Source organism: Dactylosporangium sp. NPDC000521 (assembly GCF_042898305.1).
GTDB lineage: Bacteria > Actinomycetota > Actinomycetes > Mycobacteriales > Micromonosporaceae > Dactylosporangium.
This window is the reverse complement of sequence record NZ_JBIAYW010000007.1, coordinates 138,629-150,920: the sequence shown is the minus strand read 5'-3', so window position 1 is coordinate 150,920 and position 12,292 is coordinate 138,629. Positions and strand designations below refer to the sequence as shown.

Sequence of the window (12,292 nt, the reverse complement as noted above, 5' to 3'; positions counted from 1 at the left end):
GGCGGCCGCTCGTGCAGACAGACCGGCCGTCCTGGACGCGGTGCCGACGGTTCGACAGGAGTGGGTGATTAGGTTAGCCTCACCTACTGTGTCTCTGTTGGATCCCCGGCAGGTGCGCGCCGCCTTCCCGGTGTCCGACACGGCCGATGCGCACCACCCTGCCCTGATCGACTCGACCGGCCGTCTCGGTTACGGGGAACTGGCCGATCGGGTGGCCGCGCTCGCGGCCGGCCTGCCGTCCGCACAGGCCGGCCGGCGGCTCGTACATGTGCCGCTCGCTCCGCATCGTGATCTGGTGCTCGGGTATCTGGCGGTGCTGTCGGCCGGGCACGTGGCGCTGGTCACCCCGCCCGAGCACCGGTCGATCACCGCGGCCTACCAGCCCGACCTGTGGCTCCATCCGGACGGCACCTTCGAGGCCGCGACGCCGCACGGTGGCACCGATGCACCGCGGCACGTCCTGCATCCGGATCTGGCGCTGCTGCTCAGTACGTCGGGCAGCACCGGCTCGCCCAAGCTGGTCCGGCTCAGCCACGGCAACGTGCTCAGCAACGCCGAGGCGATCGCGGCCGCGCTGTCGATCACGCCGGCCGACCGCGCGGTCACCTCGCTACCGCTGCACTACTGCTTCGGGCTGTCGGTGCTGCACGCCCAGCTCCGGGCCGGTGCCACCACAGTGCTGCGGCCGGGGTCGGTGACGGACCCCGGCTTCGCCGATGACCTGCGCCGCGACGGGGTCACCGTGGTCGCCGCCACTCCGTACGTGGTGGACCTGCTCGACGTCCAGGGTGTGCTGGATCGTCAGCCCTCGCTCCGGCTGCTCGCCCAGGCCGGCGGGGCGTTGCCGCCTGAGCGGGTGCGAGCGCTCGCCGCCCGGGGGCGCGCGGCCGGCTGGGGCCTGGCGGTGATGTATGGCCAGACCGAGGCCACCGCACGGATGGCCGTGCTGCCACCCGAACTGTCGGAGCGGTACCCCGATGCGGTGGGATGGCCGATCGCCGGCTCGGCGTTCCGGCTCGAACCGGCCGGGATCGACGAGCCGGTGGCTTCACCCGATGGTCCGGTCGGCGAGCTCGTGTTCACGGGTCCGGGCGTCATGCTCGGGTACGCCGAGCACCCCGACGACCTGGCCCTGGGGCGGACACACACCGAGCTGCGGACCGGCGACCTGGCCAGGATCGACGCCGACGGACTGGTCCGGATCGTCGGCCGGCGGTCCGACTTCGTGAAGATCATGGGAATCCGCATCGACCTCGGCCAGGTCGAGCGCTCCCTGCGCGGCCAGGGCCTGCAGTCCTGCGTCACCGGCCGCGACGATCAGCTTCAGGTCACCTACCGGCGCGGCGAGCAGTCTCCCGACCAGGTTCGCGACCGGGCCGCCCAGGCCTCCGGCCTCGGCCGGTCGGTGATCTCGGTCCGCGCCGTCGACGAACTCCCGCTGCTGCCCAACGGCAAGCTCGACCGCCGGGGCAGCGCCGACCTGCACGTCACGGAGATCTCCGGCCAGCAGGCAGAGACCGCCGCCGCGGTGACCGCCGTACTGGAGCCGCTGGTAGGGCGCGACGGCGTCGACCTCGACCGGTCGTTCGCCGAGCTCGGCGGCGACTCCTTCAGCCACGTCGTGGCGTCCGTCGGCCTGACGCGGCTGCTCGGTGACCTCCCGCCCGACTGGCACCACCGCCCGGTGCGCGACCTGGTCGCGCTCGCCGACCGGCGGCCACGTTCCCGCTGGTGGGACCCGCTGGTGCAGCGGGTCGACACGACCGTCGTGCTGCGCGGCGTGGCCGTGGTGACGATCTGTGGCAGTCATGTCGGCTTGTTCCGGCTGGCCGGCGGTGCGCACATCCTGCTCGCGGTCGCCGGCTTCCTCTTCGCCCGGTATGTACTCACCTCGCCGATGACCGCGGAGCGCGTGCGGCGAAGTGTCCGGATCGCGGTCGGGGTCGCCGTCCCGGCGGTGACCGTTGCGGCGGTGATGCTGTTCGGGTTCGGGACGGTCCACTGGTCGAACGTCGGACTGCTGCACTGGCTCGTCCGGCCGCAGGCCTCCAACAACTTCTGGTTCGTCGAGGCCTACCTGGTGATCATGGTCGCCACCGTCGCGGCGCTGGCTGTCCCGCGGCTGCGGGCCGCATACGCCGCCGACGCCTGGCGCACCGCCATGGTCGCCTTCGGGGTGCTGCTGGTGCCTCGCTACCTGGTGATCGCGTTGTACGACGGCCCGCTGCGTGGCCTGCCGGTCACGGTCGCGTGGCTGTTCGTCGCGGGAGTCGCGATGGCGGTGGCCGGCAGCCGGCGGCGCCGACTGGTCACGGCGGCGGCCGCGGCAGGCGCCGCCGTCGGCTTCTTCCCCGGACAACCCGCACGCAACCTGGCGATCATGATCGGGCTCGGCCTGCTGGCGCTCGTTCCCGCGCTCCCGGTGCCGCGGCCGCTCGTCCGTCCACTCGGCGCACTCGCGGCCGCCTCGCTGCACATCTACCTCGTGCAGTTCCAGGTGTTCACGTTCTTCGGCGCGCCGATCCTCAAGTTCGCGGTCGCGATCGCCGCCGGCCTGGGGTTCTGCGCGGCCGGCAACCACGTCCCGCACCGGCGGCTGTCGCCGCTGCCGCAGGTCGCGGTCATCCGTCGTCGCATGGCGGCGAGGCAACTCGTGAGAGAGGACATGACATGCGTCGACGCACGTTCCTGACCGGCCTGGGGGCAGTCGGGGCGGTGAGCCTCGTGGGGTGCGGGTCGAAGTCCGAGGACGGGTACGCCGCCGACCCCGGCTCGCTGCAGGTCTACTCCGCGCAGCACGAGAACCTCACCAAGGCGTGGGCCGAGGCGTTCACCGCGGCGACCGGCGTCAAGGTGCAGATCCGCAAGGGCTCCGACGCATCGATGGGCCATCAGATCGTCGCCGAGGGCGCCAAGTCACCCGCCGACGTGTTCCTCACCGAGAACAGCCCGGCCATGACGCTGGTCGAGCGGAACAAGTTGCTCGCCCCGCTGAACGAGGAGACCCGCCGGCAGGTGCCGGCCAACCTGACCCCGTCGTCGCAGGTGTGGACCTCGATCGCCGCTCGGTCCACGGTACTGGTGTACAACACCGCCAAGCTCGACAAGGCCGACCTGCCGAAGTCGCTGATGGATCTCGCCGGGTCGCAGTGGAAGGACCGCTGGGCGTGCGCCCCCGGAGGCGCGGACTTCCAGGCCATCGTCGCGGGCATGCTCGCCGGCCAGGGCGAGCAGAAGACCGCTGCATGGCTGGCCGGTCTGAAGTCCAACGCCCGGGCGCTGCAGAACAACATCGCCACGATGAAGTCGGTCAACGCCGGCGAGATCGAGTGCGGCGTGATCTACCACTACTACTGGTACCGGGACCAGGCCGGCACCAAGGAAGGCAGCGCCAACACGGCCCTGCACTACTTCCGCAACCAGGACCCCGGAGCGTTCGTGTCGCTGTCCGGGGGTGCTGTGCTGGCGGGATCGAAGAAGCCGGCCGAGGCCCACAAGTTCCTGACCTTCATCACCAGCGAGGCCGGGCAGCGAGTGCTGGTGGACTCCAAGTCGATGGAGTACGCCGTGGGCAACGGTGTCGCCTCCGCGCCCGAGCTGCCGCCGTTGGACAGCCTGCAGGCGCCGCCGGTCGACCCCTTCACGCTCAACTCCGAGAAGGTCAACAGGCTGATGACCGATGCCGGCATCCTCTGACCTTCGCGAGCCGGCCGCCGCGGCGTACGACGAACCGGCACCGACCCGGCCAGTCGTACGCGCCCGTCGGTACACCCGGATGCCATGGCTCGTCGTGACGGCCGCGGTCCTGGTCGCGGCCGTGATGATCCTGCCGGTCCTGGTCGTGATCGGTCAGGCCGCCACGAGCGGCGACGAGGTGTCGAGGCTGCTGCTGCGGCCGAGGACGGCCGAACTGCTCGGCAACACGATGCTCCTGGTCCTGCTGACCGTGCCGATCACCGTGCTGCTGGGGTGTGGTGCGGCCTGGCTGGTGGAGCGGACGACCCTGCCGGCCGCCGGCGCGTGGCGCACGCTGCTCCTGGCACCGCTCGCCATCCCGGCGTTCGTCAGCAGCTACGCCTGGACGTCGGTGCTGCCGTCGGTGCAGGGGCTGGGTGGCGCGGTGTTCATCACCGTCCTGGCCTACTATCCGTTCGTCTTCCTGCCGGCCGCGGCCCTGCTGCGGGCCCTCGACCAGGGACACCTGGACGCCGCGCGATCGCTCGGCGCATCCGGTCCGGCAGCGGTGCTGCGGGTGGCGATGCCACAGCTGCGTCCGGCCATCACCGGTGGCGCGCTGCTGGTCGCCCTGCACCTGCTGGCCGAGTTCGGCGTCCTGCAGATGATGCGGTTCCCCACCTTCACCACGGCGATCCTGCAGCAGTTCGCGGTCGGGTTCAGCAACGCCGCCGGCAGCATCCTGGCCGCCGTGCTGGTCGTGCTCTGCATCGGTCTGCTGGCTCTCGAGGTGCCGCTGCGCGGCCGCGCACGGATCGCCCGGGTGGGCGCCGGCGCCCGGCAGCGTCCGGTCGCGTACCGCCTTGGCGCGTGGACCATCCCCGCGTCCGCCGCACTCGTCGGGCTGGTCGGCCTGGCGCTGGTGGTGCCGCTGGTGCTGGTGCTGCGATGGCTGATCCGGGCGATGACGTCCGGCGCGGTGGCCGTCGGTCCGCTGCTCGCGGCGACGGGTTCGACGGTCGGCCTCGCGGTGCTGGCCGGCCTGGCGGCGTCGGTCGCCGCGCTGCCCGCCGCATGGCTGCTCCACCGGTATCCGTCCCGGCTGGCGACATCGCTGGAGCGGGTGACGTACATCGCGAGCGCGCTCCCCGGGGTGGTGATCGGGCTGGCGCTGGTGACGCTGGCGGTGCAGTGGGCCCGTCCCGTCTACCAGACCGCCGCGCTCGCGGTGCTGGCCTACACGGTGCTCTTCATGCCCCGCGCCGTGGTCGCCTGGCGGTCCGGCCTGGCCGCGGCTCCGCCCGAGCTCCTCGAGGCATCGCGGTCGCTCGGGGTGTCCGGCCTCGGTACCCTCCTCCGGGTGGTCCTGCCGCTGGTGCTGCCATCGGCGCTGACCGGATTCGTGCTGGTCTTCCTCGCGACGTCGACCGAACTCACCGCGACCCTGCTCCTCGCCCCGACCGGCACCGAGACACTGGCCACCGCGTTCTGGTCGGCGAGCGACGAGTTGGATTACGTGGCGAGCGCCCCGTACGCTGCGGCGATGATCGCCCTGTCCGCCCCGCTCACCATCCTGCTGCGCCGCCAGATCCTGGACCAGCGTTGAGCGGCGCGGGCATCTCCGTCACCGGGCTCACCGTCGGGTACGGCGGTCCGCCGGTGCTGGACCAGGTCGATCTGCAGGTGCGCGCGGGCGGCGTCACCGCGGTGCTCGGCGCCTCCGGCAGCGGCAAGACCACGCTGCTGCGGGCGATCGCCGGGTTCATCCGGCCCGACCGCGGGCGGATCGAGGTGCGCGGTGAGGTGCTGACCGACGGACCGACGCTGGTGGCTCCGGAGCGGCGCGGCATCGGTTACGTCCGGCAGGACGGCGCGCTCTTCCCGCACCTCGACGTCACCGGCAACATCACCTTCGGGCTGCCGCGGGCCGAGCGGCGCCGAGCGGCCCAGGTCGGTCCGTTGCTCGAGCTCGTCGGCCTGTCGCCGAGCCTGGCCCGCCGCCGGCCGGACGAGCTGTCCGGCGGCCAGCAGCAGCGCGTCGCGCTCGCCCGGGCGCTGGCCCGCGAACCATCGGTGGTGCTGCTCGACGAGCCGTTCTCATCGCTGGACACCGCGCTGCGCGCCGCGACCCGCGAGGCCACCCGCGCCGCGCTCGCCGAGCGGGGCGCGACCACCGTGCTCGTGACACACGACCAGGCCGAGGCCCTGTCCTTCGCCGACCAGGTGGCCGTCATGTTCGACGGCCGGTTCGCCCAGGTCGACAGCCCGGCCGGCGTGTACGGCGCACCGGCCACCCCCGAGGTCGGCCGCTTCCTGGGCGACGCGATGCTGCTCAGCGGACAGGCCGCGGGCCGGACCGTCCACTGCTGCCTGGGCCGGCTCGAGCTGGCCGAACCGGCCACCGGCGACGTGCTTGTGATGGTGCGACCCGAGCAACTCGTCCTGCGTGAGCCGTCCGGCACCACGGCATCGGTCTCGTCGGTGACCTACCACGGCGCCGATGCGATGGTCCGCCTGGATCTGCCCGGCCAGACCACCCATCTGGTGGCGCGGGTCCCCGGCGATCGGACACCTCGCCCGGGCGACGAGGTGGGCATCGCGGTGCCAGCACCCGTCCGCTCATTCCCCCGACGCTGACTCGTCCGCAAGGATGGGTCAGCGCGCCTGGACCATCCCGACGAACACGAGCTGCGGGCGGTCTTCGAGGAATTCCTGGCCTCGGTCTCCGCCGGCGGCGGGATCCACTCCTGCAACGGGCTCGACATGGAAACCGAGGACGTGCTCTGGGTCGTCGCCCACGCGTACCCCGCCGTCACCGTTGACTTTTCGGGGCAGCCGGTTGGCCGGCTGGGGCATATGCTGCCGCGGCAACCCGGATCGCATCGAGGAGAACTGTGATCAGCGCTCATCCCCTCAGGCGGCTTCTGCTGTCCACTGCCGCGCTGGCCGCTGCCGGCATCGCCTCGGCCGGCATCGTCGCGCCGAGCCCTGCCATGGCGGCATCCCTTCCCGATCTGCAGGTCAAGATCGCTGTCGCCCCGGTCAAGGCGACCTACGCAGTCGGCGACACCATCACCACCACGTTCATCGTCGTCAACGTCGGTGCGGCCACCGCCAAGAACGCCCGTATCGAAGGCGGTAACGAGGAAGGCATCGACCGCAAGACCGATGAACCAAGCGATCAGTTCGACCTCGCGCCAGGCGCGAGCCGCTCCTTCGCCTGGGCCGGCACGGTCGGCGAGGCCGCGGCCGTGCAAGGCTTCGCGACCGGCGCCTGGGCGTTCACCAACGACGCGGGCGAGGCCAACCCCGACGACAACACGGGCAGGTTCCGCATCGAAGTGCCCGGCTCCACGGGCGTACTCAGCGGCAAGGTCTACGTGGACGTGAAGGGCGACTTCGACAGCGACCAGCCCGGTCTCGCCGGCGTCGCCCTCACCGTCGCCGACGCCAAGGGCAAGACCGCCGGGACGACCAAGACGGGCGCAGACGGCGCGTTCACCATGACGCTCCCGGCCGGCGTGTACGTGTTGAGCGTCGCCGGCTGGAAGGTCGAAGGCGAGAATTCCGCGAACGCGCAGGTCCTCGGAGGCCAGACGGCCAGCATCGCCCTTCCCCTGGTGCCCGGCGGCAGCCAGCCCGGGCCCACCCGCACCGCCACTCCTGCGCCGTCCAGCCCAGCTCCGGGGCTCCCGGTGACCGGCAGCCAGACCGGGCGGACGCTGCTCGTCGGCGCCGCTGTGATCGTCATCGGCGCTGCCGCATTCGTCGTGGGCCGTCGTCGGCGCCGCCGGTTCGTCCTTCCGGACTGAAGTTCCTGAGGTGCGGAGTTCCGGGTCGGGCGACCCGGAACTCCGCACTCCCGCATCTGCTTGTCGCGGTGCTCGGGTCAGGTGCGGAACGGGCCGGTGACGCAGTACGTGATGCCGCCCGAAGAGGCGCCGGTCGTGCCGCGCTGCGAGGAGAAGTAGAGGCGGTTGCCGGCCGGGGTGAACGCCGGTCCGGTGATCTCCGACGAGCTCTGGCCGGTGATGCGCAGGAAGACGGAGATCTTGTCGTCCGGGGTGATGAGGCAGATCTCCATGTTGCCGCCGTCCTCGGCGACGTACAGGTCCCCGGCGGTGGACCCGGTGATGTTGTCGACGCCGGTGAGCGGGGCGGTGCCGGGGCTGACCAGGTTGTCGTCGTAGGCCAGCTCGTACGTGTTGCCGGCGAGGTTGACCTGCCAGACGCGGTTGTCGCCCTTGGTGGTGAACCAGACGGTGTCGTCGGCGTAGTGGCAGCCCTCGCCGCCGTTGAACGACTTCGCGCCGGAGACCTGGCTGCGGGTGGTGGTGGGGGAGCCGTCGGGGTCGGGGACGTTCGCCCAGGTGAACGAGCCGGACGTGGCGGTGCCGGCCACCATCACCTGCAGGGTGCCCGACGACAGGTCGCCCCAGGTGGTCGGCACGAAGCGGTAGAACTTGCCGTTGGTCTCGTCCTCGGTCAGGTAGATGACGCGCCGTACCGGGTCGGCCGCGGCGGCCTCGTGCTTGAACCGGCCCATCGCCGGGCGGGCCACGGCGGTGCCGCCGAGCGGGTAGGTTTCCCAGACCCTGCCGAGGCTGATCTCCTCGCACGACAGCCACGTGTTCCACGGCGTCTTGCCGCCGGCGCAGTTGTTGTTGGTACCGGAGAGGATCCGTGACGCTCCGACGACGGTGCCACTGGCGTCGAAGACCAGCCGCGACGCGCCGCCGCCGGAGCCCGAGCTGGTCTCGGCGTTGGACACGTAGATCCAACCGGTGCCGTTGGGGATGACGGCGCCGCCGTCGGGGGCGTCGTGCCACACGTACGAGGTGCCGGGCACCGTCTGCCGGGACCGGGCGACGACCGTGCTCGTGAAGCCGGCGGGCAGCTGGATGCCGTTGGCGTCGGCGGCCTGCAGCGCCCCGTACGGCCCGGCGGCGTTCTGCGCGGGCGCGGCGTACGCCGCCGACCACGCGGTGAAGGGCAACGCCAGCCCGCCGGCACCGGCGACGGTGGCACGCAGCAACGTACGACGATCCATGAGGCAGCCTCCCAGGTTGCGGAACCGAGGAGCCCGACCTTTCCGGACCAGACCAAGTCATCGATGAACGTAAGTCTAGGGCCGGCTGAACATCACGCGGCCGCGAGCCTGTCGTGCCTACGGGATCCAGGTCGGGTCAGGGCCTGCCGGATGCGGCGGGCCGGGGTGAAGGCGTAGAGGTCGAGGATGTCGGGAGAGGCCTCGCGGGCGTGCGTGACGGAGAAGCCTCGCGTCTTCAGCGTTGCTTCAGGTCGCCACCGCTAGGTTCGGGAGTATGGCCAGGTGGTGGCGGCGGTTGACGGGACGGTTCGGGGTGCGGATGCGGTCCGCGCTCGCCGCGGCGGCCGTCGTCGCCGTGGCCGCCCTCGCCAGCGGGGCGACGCTCGTGGCCGGCGCCCGCTTCATCCTCACCCAGAACATCGACCAGGCGATCGGCCAGCGCGCCACCCAGGTCGCCGGGGCGCTCGGCGCCGCCGACGGGGCCGGTCTCACCGCCACGCTGCGCCCGTCCGCGCGGGACCGCACCGTCGTCCAGGTCGTCGACGGCGGCGGGAGGGTCGTCGCGGCGTCCGCCGCCGTCGCCGGGATCGCCGCGATCTCCCCGCTGCGGCCCCAGCCCGGGCAGACGCTGCGCGAGCAGCGCGGACTCGAGTTCGCCCACGATGATCACTTCCGGATCGTCGCGCTGGGTGTCAGTACCTCCGACGGGCCGCGGACGGTCCTGGTCGCGCAGTCCCTCGATGAGGTCGACGACGGCACCGAGGCGGTCCTCGGCGCGCTCGCCGTGGGGATGCCGTTGCTCACCCTCGTCGTCGGCGCGGCCACGTTCCTGTTCGTCGGCAGGACGCTGCGCCCGGTCGACGCGATGCGCCGCCAGGCCGACACGATCACCGCACGTAACCTGCACGCCCGGCTGCCGGTGCCGGCGACCGCCGACGAGATCTCCGCGCTCGCCGCGACGATGAACACGATGCTGGACCGGATCGAGTCGGCCTCGGACGCCCAGCGCCGGTTCGTCGCCGACGCCAGCCATGAGCTGCGCAGCCCGCTGTCGACGATCCACGCCGGCCTCGACCTGCTGGCCGCCGCCGACCTGCCGCCGGCCGCCGGCGTCCACGTCACCCGGATGCGGCACGAGAGCGCCCGGATGGCCCGGCTCATCGCCGACCTGCTGCTGCTCGCCCGCATCGACGAGTCCGGTCCGCAGCTGCGCCGGGAGGACGTCGACCTCGACGACATCGTCTACACCGAACGCGACCGTCTCAGCGTGGGCCACCCCGGCCTGCGGGTGGAGGCGCGGGTCAGCCCCGTCCGCGTCGACGGCGACCCGCACCACCTGCAGCGGGTCCTGCGCAACCTGCTCGACAACGCCGCCCGGCACGCCCGCGGCCGCGTCGGGATCGGCCTGAGCGCGGCGGGCGGCGTGGCCGAGCTGACTGTCGCCGACGACGGACCCGGTATCCCGGCCGCCGAGCGGGAGCGGGTCTTCGGCCGGTTCGTGCGACTGGACGACGACCGCTCCCGCCAGGCCGGCGGCACTGGCCTGGGGCTGCCGATCGCCCGTGACGTCGTCGCCGCGCACGGCGGCACGCTCACCATCCACGAAGGGCCGGACGGTGGCGCGCTGCTGCGGATCCGGCTACCCATGCCGCCCGGCTGACCGGACGGCAGCCGTCACGCCGAGGGGATCGTGGCCGGATTGTCCTGGTCGTCGTCACGCTGCGGGGATCGCTGCGGGGATCCTTGCCGTGTGCTGCTGAAGGAACGCTGAACCCGCAGACCGCGAGCGAAGGCGACGGTGACGGCGGTGGCGAGGAGCCAGCCGCCGAGGACGTCGCTGGGCCAGTGCGCGAGCAGCGCGACCCGGCTGACGCCGACCAGCACGGCCCACGTACCGGCGACGGCGACGAGGACGCGGCGCGACCGGCGGCCGGACAGGACGGCGCACCCGAGCACGACGACGACGCCGGCGGTCACCGCCGAGGACGTGGTGTGCCCGGACGGGAACGCCCATCCGGCGGTCGGGGTGAGCCGGTCGACCGGGCGTGGCCGGTGCACCAGGGTGAGGACGGTGAGCCGGACGACGGTGGCGGCCGTGGTGGCGCCGAGCAGGAACCACAGGCCGGTCCGCCACCGCCGCCACAGCAGGACCGCGGCCAGCAGCAGCCCGGCCGCCAGCAGCACCGGGCTGTCGGCGCTGTGGGTGATCGCCGACATCACCGTGCGCCAGCCGTCGTGCCGCAGCGCGGCGCGGCGGGCCGCCTCGCTGACCGCATCGTCGAGACGGACCAGCGGGCCGAACCGGACGACGACGAGCGCGGTGAGCAGGCCCAGCGCGGCCGCGCAGAACACCGGGACGCGACGCATCAGCCGCCGTCCGGGTCCATGCGGTAACCGGCCCCGCGGACGGTGCGGATCGCGGACCGCCCGTACGGATGGTCGATCTTCTTGCGGATGTAGCCGACGTAAACCTCGATGATGTTCGGGTCGCCGTCGAACGCGGCGTCCCACACGTTCTCGATGATGGCGGTCTTGGTGACCACGTCACCGGCGTGCCGCATCAGGAACTCCAGCAGCGCGAACTCTCGTGGCGTGACCGGGATCTCGTCGTCGCCGCGGGTCACCCGCCGCCGTGCCGGGTCCAGGCACAGGTCGCCGGCGCTGAGCACGACCGGCCGTTGCGGCGCGCCGCGGCGGATCAGCGCCCGCAGCCGGGCGACGAGCACCACGAACGAGAACGGCTTGGTGAGGTAGTCGTCGGCGCCGAGGTCGAGCCCGTCGGCCTCGTCGTAGTCGCCGTCCTTCGCGGTCAGCATCAGCACCGGCGTCCACACGTCACGCTGCCGCAACTGCCGGCACACCTCGTAGCCGCTCAGCCCCGGCAGCATGATGTCCAGCACGATCGCGTCGTAGGCACCGTTGGGTGACTCGGTCGCCGCCCACAGCCCGTCCACGCCGTTGAACATCAGGTCGGTGGTGAAGCCTTCGATGCGCAGCCCGTCCCGGATCGTCTCGGCCAGCCCGACCTCGTCCTCGACCAGCAGCAGCCGCATTCCTGCCTCCTACGGATAGGTCCGGGCGTTGACCGGCGCCGGCTCGCCGGGCCGCTCGCTGGTGACGTCGGCCCGGCTGCGGGTCAGGTGGACGACGAGCAGGACCGACGCGAGTATGAACACCACGCTCGGTCCGACCGTACCGAGACCCAGGCCGCCGTCGTCGCGGGACTGCGACAGCCAGTCGCCGAGGGACGCGCCCAGCGGGCGGGTCAGCACGTACGCGGGCGATCGTCATGACGGGAGACTCACAGGTGGGACCTGAACGGTCGCTGAAAGCGCCCACACCCGAACGGGTGAGGAGCAGGGCCGTGCACGCCACGACGCGGGCGAGTGTCGGCTAGCCGAGGGGACGCCAGCCCGGCGCCCTGAACGGTCGTGGCGGACGCCACCCGCAGGGTGCCGGCGTGCTGCCGGGCGGCGACCAGACCGTGTGCGACCTGACCACGACGGTTGAGCCGACCTCCTGGAGTACGCCACCCTCCTCGCCGGCACCGCCCCACCTCACGCCACA

11 protein-coding genes are annotated in these 12,292 nt (G+C 72.4%); 6 read left to right on the top strand and 5 right to left on the bottom strand.

Features of this window, described 5'->3' with window-relative positions:
- Positions 1–97: 97 nt before the first annotated feature.
- From ACFY3L_RS23640 to ACFY3L_RS23625, 4 genes are read left to right on the top strand one after another with little or no spacing between them, the layout of a single operon-like run.
- Positions 98–2,692, top strand: coding sequence for an AMP-binding protein (locus ACFY3L_RS23640; protein ID WP_389327769.1), 2,595 nt, complete (start codon positions 98–100; stop codon positions 2,690–2,692).
- A complete protein-coding gene (locus ACFY3L_RS23635; RefSeq protein ID WP_389327766.1) occupies positions 2,671–3,696 on the top strand; it encodes an iron ABC transporter substrate-binding protein in 1,026 nt (341 codons plus the stop codon). Before ACFY3L_RS23640 ends, ACFY3L_RS23635 begins: the two co-directional genes overlap by 22 nt.
- Positions 3,680–5,281: an ABC transporter permease gene (locus ACFY3L_RS23630; RefSeq protein ID WP_389327764.1), complete on the top strand. Its 1,602-nt coding sequence runs from the start codon at positions 3,680–3,682 to the stop codon at positions 5,279–5,281. The genes ACFY3L_RS23635 and ACFY3L_RS23630 overlap by 17 nt, the downstream gene beginning before the upstream one ends.
- Positions 5,278–6,312 (top strand): ABC transporter ATP-binding protein, encoded by a 1,035-nt coding sequence (locus ACFY3L_RS23625; protein ID WP_389327761.1) that lies wholly within the window; start codon positions 5,278–5,280, stop codon positions 6,310–6,312. Before ACFY3L_RS23630 ends, ACFY3L_RS23625 begins: the two co-directional genes overlap by 4 nt.
- Positions 6,313–6,330: 18 nt before the next feature.
- Here ACFY3L_RS23625 and ACFY3L_RS23620 read toward each other — a convergent pair whose 3' ends face one another.
- Entirely contained in the window at positions 6,331–6,558 is a 228-nt protein-coding gene (locus tag ACFY3L_RS23620) for a hypothetical protein (RefSeq protein ID WP_389327758.1), read from the bottom strand.
- Positions 6,559–6,569: 11 nt separating this feature from the next.
- Here ACFY3L_RS23620 and ACFY3L_RS23615 point away from each other — a divergent pair, with 11 nt between their 5' ends.
- Positions 6,570–7,487, top strand: a complete 918-nt coding sequence (locus ACFY3L_RS23615) for an LPXTG cell wall anchor domain-containing protein (RefSeq protein WP_389327756.1) — start codon at positions 6,570–6,572, stop codon at positions 7,485–7,487.
- Between the two features lie 77 nt (positions 7,488–7,564).
- Here the strand turns inward: ACFY3L_RS23615 and ACFY3L_RS23610 are convergent, their stop codons facing one another.
- Positions 7,565–8,725: an alkaline phosphatase PhoX gene (locus ACFY3L_RS23610; RefSeq protein ID WP_389327754.1), complete on the bottom strand. Its 1,161-nt coding sequence runs from the start codon at positions 8,723–8,725 to the stop codon at positions 7,565–7,567.
- Positions 8,726–9,020: 295 nt separating this feature from the next.
- On the opposite strand from ACFY3L_RS23610, the gene ACFY3L_RS23605 reads away from it, so the two are divergent.
- Complete coding sequence (locus tag ACFY3L_RS23605) at positions 9,021–10,385, top strand: sensor histidine kinase (RefSeq protein ID WP_389327752.1); 1,365 nt, start codon at positions 9,021–9,023, stop codon at positions 10,383–10,385.
- Between the two features lie 14 nt (positions 10,386–10,399).
- Here ACFY3L_RS23605 and ACFY3L_RS23600 read toward each other — a convergent pair whose 3' ends face one another.
- Genes ACFY3L_RS23600 through ACFY3L_RS23590 form a run of 3 tightly spaced genes read right to left on the bottom strand, consistent with a single transcriptional unit; the run spans position 10,400 to position 11,997 of the window.
- Positions 10,400–11,092 (bottom strand): phosphatase PAP2 family protein, encoded by a 693-nt coding sequence (locus ACFY3L_RS23600; protein WP_389327749.1) that lies wholly within the window; start codon positions 11,090–11,092, stop codon positions 10,400–10,402.
- Positions 11,092–11,778, bottom strand: a complete 687-nt coding sequence (locus tag ACFY3L_RS23595; protein WP_389327746.1) for a response regulator transcription factor — start codon at positions 11,776–11,778, stop codon at positions 11,092–11,094. Before ACFY3L_RS23595 ends, ACFY3L_RS23600 begins: the two co-directional genes overlap by 1 nt.
- A gap of 9 nt (positions 11,779–11,787) precedes the next feature.
- On the bottom strand, positions 11,788–11,997 hold the full coding sequence (locus ACFY3L_RS23590; protein ID WP_389327743.1) for a hypothetical protein: 210 nt from the start codon (positions 11,995–11,997) through the stop codon (positions 11,788–11,790).
- Between the last annotated feature and the right edge of the window lie 295 nt (positions 11,998–12,292).

Bases quoted from the DNA above. Each gene is read 5' to 3' on its own strand.
- ACFY3L_RS23635 (WP_389327766.1), top strand. From the start codon at position 2,671: ATGCGTCGACGCACGTTCCTGACCGGCCTGGGGGCAGTCGGGGCGGTG.
- ACFY3L_RS23630 (WP_389327764.1), top strand. From the start codon at position 3,680: ATGCCGGCATCCTCTGACCTTCGCGAGCCGGCCGCCGCGGCGTACGAC.
- ACFY3L_RS23620 (WP_389327758.1), bottom strand. From the start codon at position 6,558: ATGCGATCCGGGTTGCCGCGGCAGCATATGCCCCAGCCGGCCAACCGG.
- ACFY3L_RS23610 (WP_389327754.1), bottom strand. From the start codon at position 8,725: ATGGATCGTCGTACGTTGCTGCGTGCCACCGTCGCCGGTGCCGGCGGG.
- ACFY3L_RS23600 (WP_389327749.1), bottom strand. From the start codon at position 11,092: ATGCGTCGCGTCCCGGTGTTCTGCGCGGCCGCGCTGGGCCTGCTCACC.
- ACFY3L_RS23595 (WP_389327746.1), bottom strand. From the start codon at position 11,778: ATGCGGCTGCTGCTGGTCGAGGACGAGGTCGGGCTGGCCGAGACGATC.